Raw genomic sequence first — 20,656 nt, forward strand, 5'->3', positions numbered from 1 at the left:
CGATGACTATGCCACAAAAATGACTTTAATGTGTGCCACTTTGTGCTAATTGGCGTAAAGTCTTAACTTCATGTGGTGATAGTACACGCCCTTCACCAGCACCTAGCCCTTTTAAAGTCAATGGACCGAATGAGATGCGAGAAAGTTTTGTGACTTTAAAACCAAAATGCTCAAACATACGGCGGACTTGACGGTTACGTCCTTCCGTAATCGTAATTTCAACTAAAGAAGTATTTTTTTCTTTGTTTTGTTTTTTTACTTTAACTTGTGCTGGTTGTGTTTTACCATCTTCTAACACAATCCCTTGTTCCAATTGCTTAACTTGTTCTCTTAAAATATAGCCTTCAATTTTAGCGATATATGTTTTGGGAATCTTGTATTTCGGATGTGTCATTAAGTTCGTAAATTCACCGTCATTTGTTAACAGTAGTACACCTGATGTATCATAATCGAGGCGTCCCACTGGATAGATTCGTGTTTCCAGATCATCAAAATAATCTGTCACGACGGTTCTACCACGATCATCAGAAACACTCGTAATCACTTGTGCTGGTTTGTAGAATAAAATATACAGCTTATCCTCGAGTTCTAATGGAATCCCTTCAACTGAAACTTCATCAGATGGTCGTACTTTTGTACCGAGTTCTGTGACAGTCTTGCCATTTACTTGAACTTTCCCCTCTTGGATGAGTTTTTCAGCTTTACGACGTGAGGTATAGCCACTATTAGCGATGCGTTTTTGTAGGCGTTCTAATTCTTTGCTCATGTGTTGTGTTGTCCTTTCTGGTTAACAAGATTACTAAAAAATGATTCGATTTCTTCTGTTTCTTCATCAGTTGTTGGCAGTTCAGAGAGTGACTCTAAGCCAAAAACATTTAAAAACAGATCTGTTGTGTACAGCTGTTGTCCCCTTACATCTGGTTGTTGCTTTGGTTCGACAAGGCCTTTTGCAATCAGTGTTTTCACTGGCCCGTCGGAAGCAATTCCGCGAATCAATTCGATATCACTGCGTGTCACAGGTTGGTTGTAAGCAATAATTGCTAAGACTTCCATCGATGCTTGTGAAAGTTTTGTCGAGACTTTGTTTAATATTAAAGATTCGATATAAGGTTCCATTTCTTTCTGTGTGGTTAAAACATAAGTTTGACCATATTTTTGAACAGTTAACCCAGGTAGTTTTAAGTTTGTCAGTACTTCGTTAAGTGTGGGTTCATCAATATCTAATGATGTTAATAACTGATCTACTTCAATGCCATCTTCCCCGACCGTGTATAGCAAAGCGGTAATCGCTGCATTAAGATTGTGTGCCATAGTTGACTCCTTTAGTGATTTCTATATTATGAAATGCTTCGACTTGTTGCATTTGAATTGCACCCGTTTTTGCCATTTCTAATAAAGCTAAAAAGTATGTCACGACATGTTCGATAGATTCGTTAAAATCAAACAAATCAAAAAAATTAATATTCTGATGTTTGTTTAACTGTTGATAAATACGATCGGTCGACTGTTGAATCGTAAACGTCTCTTTCTTAATCTCAACAGCTTTTGGTTTTTTGAGTGCGATGCGGTGCTTCATTTTTTGATAAGCGACAATCAATTCGGTAAGATCGATATGTGTCCCTTCAGGCATATGTTCTGTTAGTTCATATTTAGACAAATCTGAAGGTGTTTTCGTGTATAGATGACTACGTATTTCTCTGCTATCATTTAACATTTCGGCATATGCTTTGTAGTTTTGATACTCAATTAGTTTGCCGACAAGTTCTTCACGTGGATCTTCTTCAATCAGATCATCCGAGTTATGGTCTGGTAACAATAATTTGCTTTTGATGACTAAGAGTTCTGAAGCCATCACTAAGTATTCACTTGCGATATTAATTTCTAGTTGCTTCATCGCATGGACATATTGCATATACTGTTCTGTTAATGCTTTCATCGGAATATCATAAATATCGATTTCAAACTGCTGAATTAAATGTAATAATAAGTCCAATGGGCCATTAAAGGCGTCTAATTTTACTTCATACATACTTAAAGCCTCTCTAATTTGCTTGTTAGGTGCATCTTACCAAAAAATATTATAGCATGTTTATTGTTGAGAATAAATTTTAGGAGAGATAGTCATGCAAAATGCGCTGATTGAATTTTACTACCAATTTCATGCAAAGCAACATTATTTTCTATGTCACGATATATTAGAAGATGCATGGAAAGCTCAAGATCAATATGCGAAAGATGACTTAATCGTCAGTTTGATATTATTCGCAACAGGTTCATATCACTACAGACGTCAAAATTTTCATGGGGCATATCGTTCTTATCGAAAAGCAGGAAAGATAGTGGAAAATTATAGTGATGAAGCCATTGAAGCACTCGGTTTAGTACCGCATGCATTTCGCCAACAGATTCAAATATTAGTTACTGCTACTAAAGCAGAAAAGCCGTTCCAACCCATTGAAATACTTCTAACAGCAACAATATATCAAAAATTGTTAACACATTATCCGTCTTATAAATGGTATAGTGCTATTGTGAAAACACCGTCGATTATGCATCACCATCGTAATCGTGATCGTTCTGATGTCATAGCTGCGAGGGAAATGGCTTTAAGTAAACGCCAGAAAAATAAAAAATACTAGGGGATGGAACGACAGAATCTTTTTTAGAACAATGAGATTCCTGTTCCACTCCCTAGTGCACGAATATCACGCTCTAGGATGGTAAGATTGATATATTTTTCTAATCTGTGTGCTAGAAATGTGTGTGTATAGCTGTGTTGTCGAAATATCAGAGTGACCTAACATTTCTTGTACAGCGCGTAAATCTGCCCCATTCTCCAATAAGTGTGTTGCAAATGAGTGACGCAGTGTATGAGGGGTTAAGCGCTTCGAAAGACCAGCTTTAATACCTGCTTGTTTAATCATCTTCCAAACGCCTTGTCGAGATAAAGGTTTTCCTTGTAAGTTAAGAAATAGGACATCTGTGACCGTTTTTTTCAATAGTTGCGGGCGGATTTCTTGTATGTAATGGGTTAAATAGTCAATTACCGTTTCACCTAGCGGAATGATCCGTTCTTTGTTTCCTTTACCGAAGACTTTGACAAATCCCATCATTAGATTGACGTCTTGTACTTCTACATATATCAATTCCGATACACGCATTCCTGTTGCATAGAGTAACTCCAGCATTGTTCGGTTACGATAATCGTTCAGTTTAGTCAATTCAAATGAATCTAACAACTGATCTACCTCGTCAATCGATAAAACATCTGGTAACTTTCGCTCATATTTAGGCGTTGTAATCAACACAGTTGGGTCTTGGGAAGCATATCGTTCACGTAGAGCAAATTGGTGAAAACTGCGAATCGTGGATGTGAAACGAGCGATTGATTTTGCGGACTGTCCTTCATCGTGTCGAGAGCCAAAAAATTGCTGAATTACATCACGTGTTACAAAATCTAAATGGGTGATTTTCTGTGATTGCAAATAGTTGATATACTGATTCAAGTCACGACGATATGCAGCAATGGTGTTAGCTGACAAGCCCTTTTCTAGCTGTATAAATCTTAAAAACTCGTCTCGTATCTCTTCCATCTATAGCCCTCGATTCTAGCAATGATTTATGCTTCTGTTCCTTTTCCTTCTTGTTGACACGTTTGACAAATACCATGAAATGTTAAACGGTGATCCAAAATTTTGAAGTCAAATTCATTTTCTACACGCTCTTCTACTTGCGGTAACAGGTCTTCATCAATCTCATCCACACGTCCACATTCCATACATACTAGGTGATGGTGAAAATGCTTAGATCCCTCTTTGCGCAAATCGAAACGAGATACGCCGTCACCAAAACTTACCTTATCAACGACCTTAATATCTGCTAACAGCTCTAGTGTACGATAAACAGTTGCTAGCCCGATTTCAGGTGCTTTCTCTTTTACTTTTAAATAGACATCTTCTGCACTGAGGTGGTCTGCCTCATTCTCGATAAGAACACGTACCGTTGCTTCGCGTTGAGGTGTTAATTTATATGATGCTTGCTGTAATTGTTGTTTTACGCGATTAAGTCGTTCTTCCACGGCAGCTTCACTCCTCTACTGATAATTAAAATTAGTCTTGTTTATATGTCATTAAAATACCAGTAATTGAGAAAAAAAGCAATCATTTCCACCTGATTATTTAGAATGATTATAAAATAATAATAGGTGCTGGAAGGCTATCAGTGTTTTAGCATCATTAATTTCTCTGTTTTTTACAGCTTGTTCTACATCTGATAAAGAGTAGAGAACTGTTTTAACAAACTCATCTTCATCTAAGTTAACATCCCCTTTTTCGAGATCATTTGTAAAATAAATAGAGATAAGTTCGTTCGAAAACCCAGGCGTGCCATATACATCGCCAATATGCTGCATCGTCTTAGCACGATAACCTGTTTCTTCTTCCAGCTCACGTCTTGCAGCAGCTTCACGGTCTTCACCCACTTCCAACTTACCAGCCGGAATCTCTAATAAAGCATGTTCTAATGGCTTGCGAAACTGTTTCACAAGAATGACTTGCCCTTCAGGATTCATTGCACAAACTGCAACAGCACCGTTATGTTTGACAACTTCTCGATACGCTGTCTTACCATTTGGAAGGGATACGAGATGTTTTTCGACATCAATGATACGTCCATGATATATCGTTTCTTTCTCAACGGTTGGTTCTTTGAAATTCATAAAAGCCACTCCTTTTATTTTGTACAAACTGTTTGATATGATTACACATATAAAGTTTATCGGAAGGAGTCTTATCATGCAAAAAAATATTTTAAAAAGTGGTATTGAGCTATCAGAATTAGGTTTGGGCTGCATGAGTCTGGGAACTGATGTACAACAAGCGCAGAAGATTATCGAAACAGCTCTTGAAGCGGGGATTACTTATTTTGATACAGCAGATATTTATGATAAAGGCGTTAATGAAGAGATTGTTGGCAAAATATTGCATCAATATCAACAAAGAGAGGATATTGTCATTGGTACCAAGGTTGGTAATCAGTTGCAACCGAATGGTGATATGGTATGGAATCCATCAAAGCGTTATATCAAAGACAATATTAAACATTCTTTACGACGTTTAGGATTAGAACAACTGGACTTATACATGCTACATGGTGGTACGATTGAAGATCCATTAGATGAAACAATCAGTGCGTTCGAGGAATTGAAACAGGAAGGCCTTGTGAAAGCATACGGCTTATCTTCAATCAGACCTAACGTCATAAGATATTATTTAGAAAACAGCCAAATTGAAGTGTTGATGTCACAATTCAATTTGATTGATAATCGCCCTGAGATGTTACTGAATGAAGTTCGTGAACATGGTGTAAAATTATTGGCACGTGGTCCCGTATTTAAGGGGTTGTTAACTAAAAATTATGAACAAGCACTCGCGCAAAAATTTGCAAAAGGTATTTTTGATTATGATGCTGCTTCATTAAAAGATACCGTATCTGCATTACATGATATAGAACCAGAATTAACAGCACTCAGCTTTAGTTATTTGAGATCATTTGATGTTTTAGGTTCTATTATTGTAGGTGCAAGTTCAGTTCAACAGCTACAAGAGAATGTTGCACAATATAACAAAGAGATTGATTCAATAAATATTAACAAAGCACGATCAATTGTAAAAGACTTAAACTATACGCAACATCTTAAATAAGTATATTGGTTTATAGTGGCGTGGATAAAATATTTATGTCTGACTTTGGCAACGATGACTCAGCGTGAACAAGCTTATAAAAGTACATTGTCACGCCAGTCACCTGCTGGGCTTAGCTTCTAAATGATTAGATTTTGAATATGTCTTCTAGCCTCTTTGTCGATGTTTTGTTTATATCTTTTATGGTGGGATGGTAAGATGAGCCATTCTGCCTTTTCTTTTTGAGCGCACAATCACCATAGACTGTACGCTAAATGACAATAGCTATTTTAATGATAATATGAATAAAACGGGGTACTTATTATTGTCTTTACTCCACAGAAGCTGAACATCTTTATCTTATTATTTATTGCATTTTGCTCATAAAGAATGTCTTTCCGAGCTTTTCAAACAATCTCGGTGCGAGTTGATAGATTCTAAGCGCTCCAGCCATCCATTTCGGCGCATAAAATTCTTGTTTCTTTTGGTACATGGCTTGAATAATCTTTGCGGCGAGTGGTTGAGGTTGCAACATAATACGTGACATTTTTTGTTGGTATTGTCCTGTTGGATCAGCATGTATGTGAAAAGGCGTTGCAATAGGTCCCGTCATAACATTCAAGATATGATAAGAGGGTTCTTCAAAGCGTAATGCATTCAATATATGATTAAATGCAGCTTTGCTCGCTGCATAATGTGCTCCGTGAGGTTGTGTCGCCATAGCGGCTTGACTACTAATTCCTACAATTGTTGCATCATGTGTTAAATATGGTTTCAGTTGCTTGAGAAGTAATACAAAGTGAAGTGTATTAACTTGATATGTCTGAATCATCTCAGTATGTGTGTGGTTGGTAATAGATTTAAAATAACCAAGACCTGCGCTATGAATCAAGCCATGATATCGTTTGCCTTGCATAGAGAATTGGTCAGATAGTGCTATGATATCGTCGGCACTCGTCATATCACAGGCTATCCACGTGATATTGGGATAATCTAACTTAGGAAATAAGCGTTCTGCTTTCTCAACATCTCGGACTATCAACGTGAGATATATATTATGTTGATACAATTGTTTGGTGATCTCATAGCCCAGTCCACTGGTAGCACCTGTGATGATATAATGCTGTGTTGACATAAAACCCCTCCTTTTTCATATTTTATACAATATATATGTTACTATAGTGGATAGAAGAATACACATGAGGAAGTGAAAACTGTATGAAAATTGTATTTTATGGGGCAGGCAACATGGCACACGCAATATTTACAGGCATAATTAACTCTAAAGTGTTATTACCAGAGAATATTTATTTAACAAATCGTTCTAATGAAGCAGCGCTACAGCAATATCAGTCAGACCTTGGAATTAATTATAGCTATGATGATGCAAGTCTGTTAAAAGATGCAGATTATGTATTTATAGGCTCTAAACCACATGATTTTGACGATTTAGCTGTACGCATAAGACCACACGTGGATAGTAAAAACAAATTTATCTCAATCATGGCTGGATTAACTATCTCGTATATTCGAGAAGCATTGGATATCACGAATCCAATTGCACGCATTATGCCGAATACGAATGCACATGTAGGACACTCAGTGACGGGTCTTAGTTTTTCGGCGAATTTTGATCCTATGTCAAAAGATGAAGTGTTGGAAGTTATCAATGCTTTTGGTTCAGCCATTGAAGTAAAAGAAGATCATTTGCATCAAGTGACAGCAATTACAGGAAGTGGTCCTGCATTCTTATATCATGTGTTCGAAAAGTATGTCGATGCCGGAACTAAGCTTGGGCTTGATAAATCACAGGTAGAAGAATCGATTCGTGAATTGATTATTGGAACAAGTAAGATGATTGAACGCTCTGATTTAAGCATGGAACAATTGCGCAAAAATATCACATCTAAAGGTGGTACAACACAAGCAGGTCTTAACGCTTTGGCGAATTATGATATTGAAGGCATTTTTGTTGATTGTTTAAATGCGGCTGTAGAGCGCAGTGTGGAATTATCTGAACAAGAGGAAAGCGATTAAATATAACTAGGCGGAGAACCAAAAAATGGAGTGTCTCCGCCTGTTTGTTTAATCATATTAAAAGCGATAAGCATCAAAGTCTTGAACAAATTGAAAAGATTGGCTGTGCGATGATTTAAGTTGCTGTTCAATGGTTTTGATGTCGTCCTTTGTATATCGGTTACTAAGATGTGTGAGTAAAGCATGCTGAGTCTGCGCATGTTCAATCAATTGTAGGACATCCTCGATATGACTATGGTGATAATCATTTGCCAGTTGTTTGTCCCCATCTATATATGTCGCTTCATGAACCATTACATCGGCATTTTGTGCCAGAGCTTTTTCGTTGTCACATGGTTTTGTATCTCCAAAAATAGCAACGATGGGTCCTTTTTTATCAGGTGCTTTAAAATCGTGCGCATTATAGACGATCCCTTCATATACAAAAGTATCTTGGTTTTTCACTTGCTGATACATCGGTCCTGGTTCCATACCAATGGCTTTTAATTTGGCAACGTCTAGTGTACCAGGTGTACTTGGTGCGGTAACACGATAGCCATAACAAGGCACACCATGGTTGAGCGGGCGTGCTTGAACTTGGAAGCCATCAATAGTGAGATCCAGTTGTTGATCAATTTCAATAATTTGAAGCGGATAATTGAGGTGTACATGTGTCAATGATAAGCTTGTTTCAACAAAAGCTTTAATGCCTTTAGGACCAACAATTGTCAAAGCTTTACCTTCCCCACCCTGAAATGAACGGCTTGTCAGTACTCCAGGTAAACCATATACATGATCGCCATGCATATGTGTAATAAAAATATGGCTAACCTTCCCCAGTTTAATGGTGTGATGTAAAATCTGATGTTGTGTAGCTTCTCCTACGTCAAATAACCATATATTTGTTTGATAAGGTTCTAATTTGAGTGCAATTGATTGTGTGTGGCGGTCTTTGGTAGGTAGCCCTGCGCTCGTTCCGAAAAAAATGATTTCCATTGTTACGCCTCCTTAGCACTTATCCTATCATAGATTATAGTTGAACCGCGCCCAAAAATATAGCATGATATAATTATAATAAAGCAGAATATATGACCATATAGCGCTCTTGTTTTATAATGAGAACGTAAAACACTACGAAGAATTGAGGTTTTGAATCTTGAATAAGACACATAATCATATTCCAGCGCTTATTACAATTTTTGGTGCGACCGGTGATTTAAGCCACCGTAAACTATTTCCATCGCTATTCCATTTATTTCAACAAGATAATCTAGATGACAGAATTGCGATTGTAGGTATTGGTCGTCGTCAATTATCAATTGATGATTTTAGAGCACAAGTCAAAGCATCAATTCAAGCGCATGTCCATGATACGAAACATTTAGACCAGTTCATGCAACATGTTTTTTATCAACGATTAGATGTTAACAATGAAGAAAGCTATCAAGAATTGCTTACATTGAGCAATCAATTAGATAGACAGTTTTCTCTTGATGGCAATCGCCTATTTTATCTGGCAATGGCACCACAGTTCTTTGGGGTTGTGACAGATTATCTGAAAGCTTCAGGGTTAACAGACACAACCGGTTTCAAGCGTCTAGTGATTGAAAAGCCATTCGGTACGGATTTGAAATCTGCCGAAGCACTTAACGAACAAATAAGACGTTCATTCAAAGAAGAAGAAATCTTTCGTATCGACCATTATTTAGGAAAAGATATGGTACAGAACATTGAAGTTTTACGCTTTAGTAATGCGATGTTCGAGCCATTATGGAACAACAAATATATTTCTAATATTCAAGTAACCTCATCTGAAGTTTTAGGTGTAGAGGATCGTGGTGGCTACTATGAATCGAGCGGTGCGTTAAAAGATATGGTACAAAACCATATGTTACAAATGGTCGCATTGTTAGCAATGGAGCCTCCTATTAGCTTGCATAGTGATGACATTCGTTCAGAAAAAGTTAAAGTCTTAAAATCATTAAACATTTTAGAACCTGAAGAAGTGAGACATAACTTTGTACGTGGTCAATATGATGCTGGTGAGATAGAAGGTCAAAGTGTTGTTGGATATAGACAGGAAGACAAAGTGGCTGAGGATTCTACTACCCCTACATTTGTTGCCGGTAAAGTCATGATCAATAATTTCCGCTGGGCAGGTGTCCCATTCTATATTCGTACGGGTAAACGTATGAAACGTAAATGCATTCAAGTCGTTGTAGAATTTAAAGAAGTACCAATGAACTTGTATTATGATAAGGATCAGCATTTGGACTCAAACTTACTTGTTATCAATATTCAACCAAATGAAGGTGTATCGATACATCTTAACGGTAAAAAATATGTGCAAGGTATTGAGACAGAGCCTGTACAATTATCTTATTCAATGAGTGCACAAGATAAAATGAATACAGTCGATGCTTACGAAAATCTTTTGTACGATTGCCTTAAAGGAGATGCGACAAACTTTACACATTGGGAAGAGTTAAAATCAACTTGGAAGTTTGTTGATGTGATTCAAGACGCATGGAACAAGTTTGAACCAGAGTTCCCAAATTATACATCAGGCACAAATGGCCCGTTAGATAGTCACCTGTTATTAAGTAGAGATGGCTTTAAATGGTGGGAAGACATTCAATAATACGTATTAAAATTGGCTAAGTTACATAATTCTTCGTGTAACTTAGTCTTTTTTGATTTATAATGGTTTATATGACTGGTTATTAGAATTATACATATTCTAATTAACTTATTAAGTAAGGAGGGACAAATTTGGACGTCATCAAACATGTACAACAAGCTATTGTATATATTGAAGATCATCTTCTTGATGCATTCGATTTTCAAACATTGAGTGATTACGTTGGGATTTCTCCTTATCATTTGGAACAATCGTTTACAATGATTGTTGGATATACCCCTTTTGAATATTGTCGTGCGAGACGTTTATCATTGGCAGCAAAAGATTTAATTCATGGGGCGAATCGACTCATTGATTTGGCAAAGCGTTATCGATATCCGGATGCTAATGCGTTTGCACATGATTTTAGCGATTATCATGGTGTGTCACCTTTACAGACCAAAACAAAGCAAGAACAGTTAAAAATACAAGATCGTTTATATTTAAAGCTGACAACAACATCTAATCCACCGTATCCATATCGCTTGGAACAAATTGGTGATTTTTCATTAGTTGGTCATTCACGTTTTATACCGACTGCGCAGTTAGATAATCATTTTATTATTCCAGATTTTCTTGAAGACTTACAATCTGACGGGCGTTTGCAGGACTTGATACGGTATAACGATCGCAGTCCGCATGAACTTTTCGTCGTTAGTTGCCCGCTTGATCAAGGATTGGAAGTATTTGTAGGTGTCCCAAGTGAACGTTTCCCAGCACATCTTGAAGATCGTTACTTATCTGAACAACAATTTGCGGTGTTTAATTTGCAAGGAGAGATTGACTTTGCGACGAGTGAGGCATGGCATTATATTGAAACAAGTTTGCAACTGACCTTGCCGTATGAGAGAAACAGACTTTATCTTGAGGTCTATCCGCTTCAGATTTCATTTGAAGATGCATTTACAAAGATACAATTGTGTGTGCCAGTTAATGTTGATGAATAGAAGTCAACAATAGTTGAGTACGAGGCGAAACAACCTAAAAAAGCTGCATGTTATTAAAGTAATACTTTATAACACGCAGCTTTTTACTATTTATTTAATTTGTCCATTGTGTATGGAATGTGCCTTCTTTGTCTTTACGTTGATACGTATGTGCACCAAAATAGTCACGTTGTGCTTGAATTAAGTTTGCTGGTAGGTCTGCACTTCTATAGCTATCATAGTAGTTAATACTTGCAGCAAATCCTGGAATTGCGACCCCATTTTGCACACCCATTGCAACAACATCACGAAGCGCTTGTTGGTAATCTGTGACAATCTCTTTGAAATAGTCATCAAGGAGTAAGTTTTGCAAATTCGCATCTTTGTCATAAGCGTCTTTAATTTTTTGTAAGAACTGTGCACGAATGATACAACCTTCACGCCAAATCATCGCTAATTCGCCTAATTGTAAGTTCCAGTTGTTTTCTTCACTTGCCGCTTTCATCTGGTCGAAACCTTGTGCATATGAGCAGATTTTACTCATGTATAATGCGCGGCGAATCTTTTCTAAAAATGCATCTTTATCCCCTGTAAAAGCAGCTTCTGGTCCATTTAATAATGTTGATGCATGCACACGTTGATCTTTAAGTGATGAAATAAAGCGCGCGAATACAGACTCAGTAATAATTGTAAGTGGTGCACCAAGTTCTAAAGCGTTAATTGATGTCCATTTACCTGTTCCTTTTTGTCCAGCTTTATCCATGATTTTTTCAACAAGTGGTTCGCCATTTTCATCAAGTTTTGTGAAAATGTCTCCTGTAATTTCGATCAGATAACTTTCAAGTTCACCAGTATTCCACTCTTTGAAAGTTGCTGAAATTTCTTCATGATTCATACCGAGTAAATTTTTCATCATATTGTAGCTTTCAGCAATGAGTTGCATATCCGCATATTCAATACCGTTGTGTACCATTTTTACATAGTGACCTGCGCCGTTTGGACCGATGTAAGTGACACATGGTGTGCCGTCTGCCGCTTTAGCAGAAATAGATGCTAAAATATCTGCAACTTTTTCATAGGCTTCTTTTTGACCACCTGGCATCATAGAAGGACCAGTTAATGCGCCAACTTCTCCACCAGACACGCCTGTACCAATGAAATTAATACCACTTTCAGCAAGCGCTTTGTTACGTCGGATTGTATCTTGATAATTTGTATTACCGCCATCGATGAGGATATCATCTTTATCTAATAATGGTAATAATGTGTCGATTGTTTTATCTGTTGCTTCGCCAGCTTTAACCATTAATAAAATCTTACGTGGTTTTTCGAGGGATTGAACAAATTCTTCAATAGAATATGTTGGAACGATATTTTTTCCTTCTGATTCTTTGACCATGAGATCTGTTTTGTCAGCAGAACGATTATATACAGAAACACTATATCCACGTGACTCAATATTCCATGCCAAATTTTTTCCCATAACCGCTAAGCCGATTACACCAATTTGTTGTGTCATATGCTACTTACCTCTCTTATTATAAAGTACGGGTTAATTGTATCATATATTGTGTTTTCAAACACTTATACTGCGCAATATTATGCAATCTCAATAAGTTTTAATACATAGGCCACAAGATCTATCATCGATTGAATGGCAATGCGTTCACTCGTTGTATGAATTGCTTCATAGCCAACGCCTAAAATAACAGTTGGGATACCGAACTGACTAATGATATTACCGTCTGAACCACCGCCACCGATTGTTGCTGCACCACTTAAACCTAAAGACTTAGCGGCAGTTTGTGCTTTTTGATAAACAACCTCATCTTCACCTACAAGGAATCCTGGATATGATAGCTCTGTTGTGACATCAGCATGACAACCGAAAGATTGAGCCGTCTCTTTGAATGTTTGTGCCATATGCTCAGTCTGTGCATAAATCTTTTCCTCAGAATGCGAACGTGCTTCAGCCCATATATTGACTAAATCAGTGACAATATTGGTTGGTCCCCCACCTTCAAACTTACCGATATTTGCTGTTGTTTCATAATCAATCTGACCCAACTTCATGCGACTAATAGCTTTGGCCGCCATATTGATAGCACTGATTCCCTTATCAGGCGTGCTTGCATGTGCTTTTTTACCATGAATTGTTGCTTGAATCTGCATTTGATAAGGTGCACCAATCGTGAAATCTCCAACTGGCACTGACGAATCAATAGCAAATCCATAGGCTGCATCAATCATTTCTTTGTCTAAGGCTTTCGCTCCAATTAAGCCAGATTCTTCACCCACTGTAATGATGAACTGAAGTTGTCCATGTGGTAGTTTTTGCTCTTGAATAATATGTAAAGCTTCAAATATTACAGCAAGTCCTGCTTTATCATCTGCGCCTAAGATTGTAGTCCCATCAGAACTAATAATGCCATCTTTAATAATCGGCTGGATATTTTTACCAGGTACTACTGTATCCATGTGACTGGTAAAATAGATTTTTTCTTTTGATTCGTCTATAGCAGGTAAAGTACAAATTAAATTATTTGCACCGAAACCTGTTTTGTTTTTGGCATCATCTTCTTGCACTTGAAGACCTAGTGCTTCGAATTTTTCTTTTAAAATCGGTTGGATATTCCCTTCTTGACCAGTTTCCGAGTCAATCTTGACTAACTCGATAAAAGTATTGACTAAACGTTCTTGATGAATCATATATAAGCCCCCTTTTTATTACATAACTAGTGTATCGAACTTCGTCATATTTGCAAAATGAATGCTTCTATCACCACTTGTGTATCGCATTTTGGTAATGTTATAATTTATTTTAATCATGAATTGACAATAAATTCAAATCAATGGGAGGCATATGAACGTGCAGAGTAAGAAGATAAGAAAAGTACTATTAATTGTTATGTTAGTTGCGATTGTTGTATCTCTAATACTTACAGGTGTTGCTCCTTTATTGAACACGTAATATCGAAAATGGTAAAAAGGATGTCCACGATTCATTGGGTGGGCATCCTTTTTAATATTAGGTCACTTGATGATACAGTTTCAATGAACCGAACTTAGACTTGATGTGTAAGTACTCTTCCGTATCATATAAAATCTGGATGATACTAGAACGGGTATATAGTTCATCATGTGTTTGTGGCAATGGGAGGTCATCTATTTGTAGACGAATCTCATACAGCAGATGTAAACGCATTGCGGTATAGTTGTTTTCATTTACATTGTCTGCCATTTCTTTAAACAATGTTGCTAGCTTTGGCAGTAAGGGATCATCGACTGTTATGAGCTGTAAGCTATGATGGATACGCTGCAAAATCTCAACTTGATCTTGGCGCATATCAAAGTAATGATAGTAGCTATTCTCATTGCGGACGAAATGATTTTTAACATCTCTAAAAGCAATCGATTTGGCTTGTTGAATGGAGAGTAATAATTGATTGAACGACAGGTCTGCTTGCTGGATATTTTTAATGCACATGGTACTGTATGTTTCAAAAATGTGACGAATTTGTGTTTCGATATTATTTTGATAGTCTGTCAATGCTTTTTCGAAACTTGGCATAATCGTATTCATAATAAAAGCGATTGATAGGCCGACAACGAGTAACATCACTTCATTTAACATCAGACTCACGTCAATGACATCAGCATTAAAAAAGTGAAGCAAGATAACAATACTTGTAACGACGCCTTCTTGTGTGTTGATTGTGACGGTCAAAGGAATAAATAACAGTACGATAAGCCCGAGGACCCATGCATGTTGACCGAGCAGTGGGAAAATGGTTGCACCAAATCCAATGGCGATTAGACATGAAACAAAACGAGAGAATATGGCATGGACAGAATGCATTTTAGTATCTTTAATACATAAGACTACTAAAATAGCACTAGATGCATAATTATCCAGTCCAAGAAGTTTGGTGATAATTACACCTAGTGCCATGCCGACTGCGGTTTTAATCGTTCGCCACCCAATTCGGTATGGATTCAAGCGGAACATATGGTCAGCTCCTTACTCTGCGGCACAATATTTGTCAAATAAATGTTGTAATTGCGTGATAACGTCCATGGTATCGTGACCTTCGATTTGATGACGTTCAATCATCTCTGTGATTTTACCATCTTTCAATAAAGCGAATGATGGACTTGATGGTGCATAACCTTCGAAGTAATCACGTGCACGTTGAGTTGCTTCTTTGTCTTGACCGGCAAAAACAGTTACCAATCGATCTGGTAAGACATCATAGTGTAAGGCATGTGACGCTGCAGGTCTTGCCATTCCACCAGCACAGCCACATACTGAGTTAACCATCACCAGTGTCGTCCCCTCTTTTTTAAATACGCTGTCAACTTCTTCTGCTGTTGTTAATTCTGTATAGCCGGCACGTATCATTTCTTCACGTGCTTGTTTAACAACATTATTCATATATAAATCAAAACTCATATCCATTGGTATCTACCTCCGTCATTTGACTATTTCTATTCTACTAAACGTATACACACAATTCAATTTTCAAAACTGTGGAAGCGGGGCAGATACCTCATTTTCTAAAAAGATACCGTTTCCCGTCCCACACTCAGTTACTGCCTTCTACATCATTAATGGGTTTGCTGTTAGTACCCTAAGTATCAATTAATAAATAGATGTACTGTCCAAAGTATATGACTCAATGCGTTTTTTAATGTCGTTCAAGAATTGACCGGCTTGTAATCCATCAAGAATACGATGGTCAATAGAAAGACACAAATTAACCATGTGACGAATAGCAAGCATATCATTGATAACGACTGGGCGCTTAACAATCGATTCTACTTGTAAGATGGCGGCTTGTGGATGATTGATAATGCCCATCGAACTAATAGAACCAAACGTACCCGTATTGTTAACAGTAAAAGTTCCCCCAGTCATATCCTCAGTTGTCAGCTGATTTTGACGGGCTTTTTGAGCCAACGTATGAACTTCTTTGGCAATGCCTTTAATTGATTTATCATCTGCATTGTGAATCACTGGGACGAATAATTTGTCTTCGTGCGCAACAGCTATGGACAGGTTGATAGTGTCATTTACGATAATTTCATCATTTTGCCATGAGCTATTAAGCATTGGATATTTTTTCAATGCTTCAGCAACAGCTTTCACAAAAAAGGCGAAATATGTCAAGTTGTAGCCTTCCTGTGTTTTAAATGAAGATTTGTAATGATTTCGTGTTGCAACAAGTTCCGTTGCATCAACTTCCACTGTCATCCAAGCATGTGGAATTTCTTGGACGCTTTGTACCATTTTATTAGCTATCTGTCGACGGACGCCATTAACGGGTATTGACTGACCTTGAAGTTGTTGAGAAGAAACGGCTGGTACTGCTGGTTGCTGTATCGTTGTTTCTGTCACTTGGTCATGTGCCACTGGTTGATGTTGTTGTCCACTTTGGAGATATAATTCGATATCTTTTTTCGTGACACGTCCCTCAAAGCCTGTTCCTATTACTTGTGATAAATCAACATGATTCTCTGAGGCAATACGGAATACAACTGGTGAATAACGACCATTATTTTTTGGATGGTCTGTTGCTTGTGTATGCTTTGATGGTGTAAGTGTTTGAGCCTTTTTAGTGATTTCAACATCTTCAGTTGCTGCTGTGTTCTCTGTTGCTTCAGTTGTAGCAGTTGCTATATTTTCGTTATCACTGTCTAATGAGCAAATAACAGTTCCTATTGCTACCGTGTCTCCTGGCTCAACATGTAACGCCGTGATGACACCAGCATAAGAAGACGGCACTTCTGCTGTTACTTTATCAGTGATGACTTCGCACAATGCGTCATATTCTTCTACACGATCGCCTACTTTGACGAGCCATTGTTCCAGTGTTCCTTCATGTACACTTTCACCCAGTTTAGGCATTTTAATATCCATGGTATGACCTCCTTAAAATTCTGCAAGTTCTCTCATTTTCATTTTAATCTTTGTTGGATTAATCATAAATTCATCTTCTAAAGGTGGAGAGAATGGCATTGCTGGTACGTCAGGTCCTGTTAAACGCATGATTGGTGCATCTAAATCAAACAAACAGTTCTCAGCGATAATCGCTGCAACTTCTGACATTACACTACCTTCTTTATTATCTTCTGTTACAAGCAGACATTTACCTGTTTGTTTTGCACGATCAATTATAGTTTCTTTGTCTAGTGGATATACGGTACGCAAATCAACCACTTCAACACTTATACCTTCTTCTTGTAATAAGTCAGCTGCTTGAATGCAAAAATTAACAGCTAAACCATAACTAAATACAGTTATGTCCGTTCCTTCACGTTTAACATCTGCTTTGCCTAAAGGAACTGTATAGAAACCTTCAGGAACATCTTCTTTTAATAAGCGATATGCCTTTTTATGTTCAAAATATAACACTGGATCATTTGAAGCGATTGAACTTAATAATAATCCTTTAGCATCATATGGATTAGATGGAATAACCACTGTTAAACCAGGTGTTGAAGAAAATACACTTTCAATACTTTGAGAATGATACAATGCGCCATGAATGCCACCACCAAAAGGCGCGCGAATTGTTAAGGGAACTTGCCAATCATTGTTAGAACGATAACGCATTTTGGCTGCTTCACTCATAATTTGGTTTGTTGCAGGTAAAATATACTCTGCAAATTGAATCTCAGCAATAGGGCGTTTCCCCATCATTGCAGCGCCAATAGCAGAACCTACAATGTTGGATTCAGCAAGCGGTGTATCTAACACGCGGTATGCGCCATACTTCGCTTGTAAGCCTGCAGTAACACCGAAGACACCGCCTTTTTTACCAACATCTTCTCCTAATATAAATGTTTGTGAATCTTGTTCTAAAGCAATATCTAACGCATCCTTAATCGCATCTAAATAAGATATTTTAGGCATTGAAAGGACCTCCTTGTTCATAGACATGGGTATATGTTTCGTCTACATCTGGATATGGTGCAGCTTCTGCTTGTTTTGTTGCTTCATTGATGATGGTTTTATGTTGTTGTTCAATTTCTTCTAACCATGCCTCATCGACTATTTCATTTGTTAATAAATATTGTCGGAATAATTTGTTGCAATCAGATGCTTTATCGGCTGTTTTAACCTCATCACTTCGATAGCGATCGTCATCATCTGATGAATGGGCTGTGAGTCGCGTACACATTGCTTCTATGAGTGTTCCACCTTCTCCATTTAGTGCACGAGTACGCGCTTCTTTGACAGCTTGGTATACGGCGATGGGGTCATTTCCATCGATTGTGACACCATGCATGCCATAACCTTTTGCACGATCGGATAAGCGTTCCGCACCATATTGCAAATCTTTGGATACAGAAATTGCATACTGATTGTTTTCGATAATACAGATAAACGGTAGCTTATGTACACCGACAAAGTTCAAGCCTTCATGGAAATCACCTTGGTTAGAGCTACCTTCACCAAGTGTTGATAAAGCAACTTGGTCTTTACCATCCATTTTAAAAGTAAGTGCAGCCCCAATTGCATGCAATAATTGGGTTGCAACAGATGAACCCTGTGACATAATGCCGATTTCTTTTTTACTGAAGTGTGACGGCATTTGTTTGCCACCTGAACTGATATCATCACGTTTACCAAATACGGAATACATTGTCTCTAATGGTGTCATTCCTAGATGGGTAACAAGAGCCAAATCACGATAATACGGTGCCGTTATATCCCCTTTTTCTAGCGCATATGCTGCGCCTACTTGTGTTGCTTCTTGTCCTTGACAACTGATGACAAAGGGAATCTTTCCTGCTCTATTTAATAGCCACATACGCTCGTCTATCTTTCTACCTAAGTCCATGCTTTTGTATATTGCTTTTAAATCTTCTATATCAAGTTGTGCACTTTGATAATCTATCATCGTGTATCCCTCCTAGTGTTTATAGATGAATTGCTTGTTTCTCATAAAGTAAACCAAGTTCCATCAATAGTTCCGACATTGATGGATGTGCATGTGTAGCCATACCTAGTTCGAGTGCAGAACCATTTAAAAATTGTAAAACACTTAATTCATTAATGTGTTCAGTGACATTCGAACCGACGAGATTGGCACCTAGAACAGAGCCACTCTCTTTGTCAATTACCAGTTCTGCAAAGCCATCAGGCGTACCGGGCGACATAATCATTGCTTTCCCATTTGTTTGAAATGCTGCTTTGACAGTTTTTACATGATAGCCTTGTGATTTTGCAGCTTCAGCAGACAGCCCGATTGCTGCGACTTCGGGCGTAGTATAAATACATCTTGGCATCACGTTATAATCAATCGCAATCGGATTTTGTTGGAACATATGTTCAACAGCAATGATGCCTTCTTTTGCACCAACATGTGCGAGTTGTAGGTGACCAATCACATCTCCAGAAGCATAAATATGAGGTGCTTTTGTCTGCATATATTCGTTAGTTTCGATGGTTTGTTGTTCTGTTATAACAACATCAGTATTTGATAGACCGATGTCTGAAATGTTTGCACGTCGACCGATTGCAACTAAAGCGATATCCGTTTGAATAGTTGTGCCCAAGTTAAAAGCTACTTGGTTCTCTAATACAGTAACGTTGTCTTCACTTAACTTAACACCTGTATGGAATTTGACGCCACGTTTAGATAGTGCATTTTGTAATTGTTGGCTTACCACATCGCTATCATTAAGATAAATCTTATCAGCAGCTTCTATTACATGGACTTCTACACCGACTTGGCTAAAGAATGATGCAAATTCCAAACCAATGACACCTGCTCCGATAATGGCAATGCTACTAGGTAATGATGACATAGCCAAAAGGTCGTCACTTGTTACAATGCGTTCATGATCAATCTCTAAGAATGGTAATGTCATAGGTGATGAACCTGTAGCAATTAAGACATAGTCGTTCGTCAACAACTCAGACGTACCATCTTCATATGTTACAGATACAGTGCCACTCTGTGGGGAAAAAATAGATGCCCCCAATAAGCGACCTGTCCCGTTAAAAACATCTATTTTCTTTTGACGAATTAACATTTGCAGACCTGAATACATAGATTCAACGATACGTTGCTTACGGGCTTGTACTTTTGGAAAATTGAAAGTAGGTGTGGAAGTAGTGATGCCATAATCTTCGGCATGCTGGATTAGTTGATAGGTATCAGCTGATTTTAAGAAGGATTTTGTTGGGATACAGCCTTTATGTAAGCATGTACCACCGAGAAGGGATTTTTCTACAATTGCGACGCGTTTATTTAATTGTGCGGCACGTATGGCTGCTGAATATCCGCTAATGCCACCGCCGAGGACAACTAAATCATATTTTTCTTGTACCATAATCCATC

Annotated in this window: 22 protein-coding genes; 6 read left to right on the top strand and 16 right to left on the bottom strand. The window is 37.8% G+C overall.

The features are described from left to right. Positions 1-25: 25 nt before the first annotated feature. Genes NXS11_RS01065 through NXS11_RS01075 form a run of 3 tightly spaced genes read right to left on the bottom strand, consistent with a single transcriptional unit; the run spans position 26 to position 2,029 of the window. Positions 26-766 carry a pseudouridine synthase gene (locus tag NXS11_RS01065; RefSeq protein WP_259197903.1) on the bottom strand — a complete coding sequence of 247 codons (741 nt, stop codon included), beginning with the start codon at positions 764-766 and terminating at the stop codon, positions 26-28. Beyond that, positions 763-1,311, bottom strand: a complete 549-nt coding sequence (gene scpB, locus NXS11_RS01070; protein WP_259197904.1) for an SMC-Scp complex subunit ScpB — start codon at positions 1,309-1,311, stop codon at positions 763-765. The genes NXS11_RS01065 and scpB overlap by 4 nt, the downstream gene beginning before the upstream one ends. Next, the gene (locus NXS11_RS01075; RefSeq protein WP_259197906.1) at positions 1,295-2,029 is read right to left on the bottom strand and encodes a segregation and condensation protein A; all 735 of its coding nucleotides are present in this window, start codon (positions 2,027-2,029) and stop codon (positions 1,295-1,297) included. Before NXS11_RS01075 ends, scpB begins: the two co-directional genes overlap by 17 nt. 94 nt (positions 2,030-2,123) lie before the next feature. Between NXS11_RS01075 and NXS11_RS01080 the strand changes: the two genes are divergently transcribed. Next, a complete protein-coding gene (locus NXS11_RS01080; protein WP_259197908.1) occupies positions 2,124-2,639 on the top strand; it encodes a DUF309 domain-containing protein in 516 nt (171 codons plus the stop codon). 66 nt (positions 2,640-2,705) lie between these two features. On the opposite strand, the gene xerD is transcribed toward NXS11_RS01080, so the two are convergent. The 3 genes from xerD to NXS11_RS01095 all read right to left on the bottom strand — a co-directional run bounded on the left by xerD (position 2,706) and on the right by NXS11_RS01095 (position 4,717). Further along, positions 2,706-3,593 carry a site-specific tyrosine recombinase XerD gene (gene xerD / locus NXS11_RS01085; protein WP_259197910.1) on the bottom strand — a complete coding sequence of 296 codons (888 nt, stop codon included), beginning with the start codon at positions 3,591-3,593 and terminating at the stop codon, positions 2,706-2,708. A 26-nt stretch (positions 3,594-3,619) separates the two neighbouring features. Further along, complete coding sequence (gene fur / locus NXS11_RS01090; RefSeq protein WP_259197912.1) at positions 3,620-4,078, bottom strand: ferric iron uptake transcriptional regulator; 459 nt, start codon at positions 4,076-4,078, stop codon at positions 3,620-3,622. A gap of 96 nt (positions 4,079-4,174) precedes the next feature. Then, positions 4,175-4,717 carry an NUDIX domain-containing protein gene (locus NXS11_RS01095; RefSeq protein WP_259197914.1) on the bottom strand — a complete coding sequence of 181 codons (543 nt, stop codon included), beginning with the start codon at positions 4,715-4,717 and terminating at the stop codon, positions 4,175-4,177. Between the two features lie 76 nt (positions 4,718-4,793). Here NXS11_RS01095 and NXS11_RS01100 point away from each other — a divergent pair, with 76 nt between their 5' ends. Then, positions 4,794-5,702 (top strand): aldo/keto reductase, encoded by a 909-nt coding sequence (locus NXS11_RS01100; protein ID WP_259197916.1) that lies wholly within the window; start codon positions 4,794-4,796, stop codon positions 5,700-5,702. A gap of 346 nt (positions 5,703-6,048) precedes the next feature. Here the strand turns inward: NXS11_RS01100 and NXS11_RS01105 are convergent, their stop codons facing one another. Then, positions 6,049-6,816, bottom strand: a complete 768-nt coding sequence (locus tag NXS11_RS01105) for an SDR family NAD(P)-dependent oxidoreductase (protein WP_259197918.1) — start codon at positions 6,814-6,816, stop codon at positions 6,049-6,051. Positions 6,817-6,899: 83 nt separating this feature from the next. Between NXS11_RS01105 and proC the strand changes: the two genes are divergently transcribed. Beyond that, entirely contained in the window at positions 6,900-7,718 is an 819-nt protein-coding gene (proC, locus tag NXS11_RS01110) for a pyrroline-5-carboxylate reductase (protein WP_259197920.1), read from the top strand. Between the two features lie 57 nt (positions 7,719-7,775). Here proC and rnz read toward each other — a convergent pair whose 3' ends face one another. Next, positions 7,776-8,693 (bottom strand): ribonuclease Z, encoded by a 918-nt coding sequence (gene rnz / locus NXS11_RS01115; protein WP_259197922.1) that lies wholly within the window; start codon positions 8,691-8,693, stop codon positions 7,776-7,778. 160 nt (positions 8,694-8,853) lie between these two features. Between rnz and zwf the strand changes: the two genes are divergently transcribed. Together zwf and NXS11_RS01125 are read left to right on the top strand one after the other, a co-directional pair. After that, on the top strand, positions 8,854-10,338 hold the full coding sequence (gene zwf / locus NXS11_RS01120) for a glucose-6-phosphate dehydrogenase (RefSeq protein ID WP_259197923.1): 1,485 nt from the start codon (positions 8,854-8,856) through the stop codon (positions 10,336-10,338). A gap of 131 nt (positions 10,339-10,469) precedes the next feature. Continuing rightward, a complete protein-coding gene (locus NXS11_RS01125) occupies positions 10,470-11,324 on the top strand; it encodes an AraC family transcriptional regulator (RefSeq protein ID WP_259197925.1) in 855 nt (284 codons plus the stop codon). A 94-nt stretch (positions 11,325-11,418) separates the two neighbouring features. Here the strand turns inward: NXS11_RS01125 and gnd are convergent, their stop codons facing one another. Continuing rightward, positions 11,419-12,822, bottom strand: coding sequence for an NADP-dependent phosphogluconate dehydrogenase (gnd, locus tag NXS11_RS01130; RefSeq protein WP_259197927.1), 1,404 nt, complete (start codon positions 12,820-12,822; stop codon positions 11,419-11,421). A gap of 80 nt (positions 12,823-12,902) precedes the next feature. Beyond that, positions 12,903-14,012, bottom strand: coding sequence for a M20/M25/M40 family metallo-hydrolase (locus tag NXS11_RS01135; protein WP_259197929.1), 1,110 nt, complete (start codon positions 14,010-14,012; stop codon positions 12,903-12,905). 154 nt (positions 14,013-14,166) lie between these two features. Between NXS11_RS01135 and prli42 the strand changes: the two genes are divergently transcribed. After that, the gene (gene prli42, locus NXS11_RS01140) at positions 14,167-14,274 is read left to right on the top strand and encodes a stressosome-associated protein Prli42 (protein WP_259197931.1); all 108 of its coding nucleotides are present in this window, start codon (positions 14,167-14,169) and stop codon (positions 14,272-14,274) included. A 57-nt stretch (positions 14,275-14,331) separates the two neighbouring features. Here prli42 and NXS11_RS01145 read toward each other — a convergent pair whose 3' ends face one another. The 6 genes from NXS11_RS01145 to lpdA form a co-directional block, all read right to left on the bottom strand. Beyond that, positions 14,332-15,312, bottom strand: coding sequence for an aromatic acid exporter family protein (locus NXS11_RS01145; protein WP_259197933.1), 981 nt, complete (start codon positions 15,310-15,312; stop codon positions 14,332-14,334). Positions 15,313-15,324: 12 nt separating this feature from the next. Next, positions 15,325-15,762, bottom strand: a complete 438-nt coding sequence (brxB, locus tag NXS11_RS01150; protein ID WP_259197935.1) for a bacilliredoxin BrxB — start codon at positions 15,760-15,762, stop codon at positions 15,325-15,327. 183 nt (positions 15,763-15,945) lie between these two features. Beyond that, the gene (locus NXS11_RS01155; protein WP_259197936.1) at positions 15,946-17,223 is read right to left on the bottom strand and encodes a dihydrolipoamide acetyltransferase family protein; all 1,278 of its coding nucleotides are present in this window, start codon (positions 17,221-17,223) and stop codon (positions 15,946-15,948) included. A gap of 12 nt (positions 17,224-17,235) precedes the next feature. After that, on the bottom strand, positions 17,236-18,219 hold the full coding sequence (locus NXS11_RS01160) for an alpha-ketoacid dehydrogenase subunit beta (RefSeq protein WP_259197939.1): 984 nt from the start codon (positions 18,217-18,219) through the stop codon (positions 17,236-17,238). Further along, the gene (locus NXS11_RS01165; RefSeq protein ID WP_259197941.1) at positions 18,212-19,210 is read right to left on the bottom strand and encodes a thiamine pyrophosphate-dependent dehydrogenase E1 component subunit alpha; all 999 of its coding nucleotides are present in this window, start codon (positions 19,208-19,210) and stop codon (positions 18,212-18,214) included. Before NXS11_RS01165 ends, NXS11_RS01160 begins: the two co-directional genes overlap by 8 nt. Before the next feature lie 19 nt (positions 19,211-19,229). Next, positions 19,230-20,648 carry a dihydrolipoyl dehydrogenase gene (lpdA, locus tag NXS11_RS01170; RefSeq protein WP_259197942.1) on the bottom strand — a complete coding sequence of 473 codons (1,419 nt, stop codon included), beginning with the start codon at positions 20,646-20,648 and terminating at the stop codon, positions 19,230-19,232. Positions 20,649-20,656 lie beyond the last annotated feature (8 nt).

It is taken from the genome of Staphylococcus americanisciuri, assembly GCF_024814435.1.
Taxonomy (GTDB): Bacteria; Bacillota; Bacilli; order Staphylococcales; family Staphylococcaceae; genus Staphylococcus; species Staphylococcus americanisciuri.

Coding starts and splice junctions, on each gene's coding strand:
- NXS11_RS01065 (WP_259197903.1), bottom strand. CDS start 766: ATGAGCAAAGAATTAGAACGCCTACAAAAACGCATCGCTAATAGTGGC.
- scpB (WP_259197904.1), bottom strand. CDS start 1,311: ATGGCACACAATCTTAATGCAGCGATTACCGCTTTGCTATACACGGTC.
- NXS11_RS01075 (WP_259197906.1), bottom strand. CDS start 2,029: ATGTATGAAGTAAAATTAGACGCCTTTAATGGCCCATTGGACTTATTA.
- NXS11_RS01080 (WP_259197908.1), top strand. CDS start 2,124: ATGCAAAATGCGCTGATTGAATTTTACTACCAATTTCATGCAAAGCAA.
- xerD (WP_259197910.1), bottom strand. CDS start 3,593: ATGGAAGAGATACGAGACGAGTTTTTAAGATTTATACAGCTAGAAAAG.
- NXS11_RS01095 (WP_259197914.1), bottom strand. CDS start 4,717: ATGAATTTCAAAGAACCAACCGTTGAGAAAGAAACGATATATCATGGA.
- NXS11_RS01100 (WP_259197916.1), top strand. CDS start 4,794: ATGCAAAAAAATATTTTAAAAAGTGGTATTGAGCTATCAGAATTAGGT.
- NXS11_RS01105 (WP_259197918.1), bottom strand. CDS start 6,816: ATGTCAACACAGCATTATATCATCACAGGTGCTACCAGTGGACTGGGC.
- proC (WP_259197920.1), top strand. CDS start 6,900: ATGAAAATTGTATTTTATGGGGCAGGCAACATGGCACACGCAATATTT.
- rnz (WP_259197922.1), bottom strand. CDS start 8,693: ATGGAAATCATTTTTTTCGGAACGAGCGCAGGGCTACCTACCAAAGAC.
- gnd (WP_259197927.1), bottom strand. CDS start 12,822: ATGACACAACAAATTGGTGTAATCGGCTTAGCGGTTATGGGAAAAAAT.
- NXS11_RS01135 (WP_259197929.1), bottom strand. CDS start 14,012: ATGATTCATCAAGAACGTTTAGTCAATACTTTTATCGAGTTAGTCAAG.
- prli42 (WP_259197931.1), top strand. CDS start 14,167: ATGAACGTGCAGAGTAAGAAGATAAGAAAAGTACTATTAATTGTTATG.
- NXS11_RS01145 (WP_259197933.1), bottom strand. CDS start 15,312: ATGTTCCGCTTGAATCCATACCGAATTGGGTGGCGAACGATTAAAACC.
- brxB (WP_259197935.1), bottom strand. CDS start 15,762: ATGGATATGAGTTTTGATTTATATATGAATAATGTTGTTAAACAAGCA.
- NXS11_RS01155 (WP_259197936.1), bottom strand. CDS start 17,223: ATGGATATTAAAATGCCTAAACTGGGTGAAAGTGTACATGAAGGAACA.
- NXS11_RS01160 (WP_259197939.1), bottom strand. CDS start 18,219: ATGCCTAAAATATCTTATTTAGATGCGATTAAGGATGCGTTAGATATT.
- NXS11_RS01165 (WP_259197941.1), bottom strand. CDS start 19,210: ATGATAGATTATCAAAGTGCACAACTTGATATAGAAGATTTAAAAGCA.
- lpdA (WP_259197942.1), bottom strand. CDS start 20,648: ATGGTACAAGAAAAATATGATTTAGTTGTCCTCGGCGGTGGCATTAGC.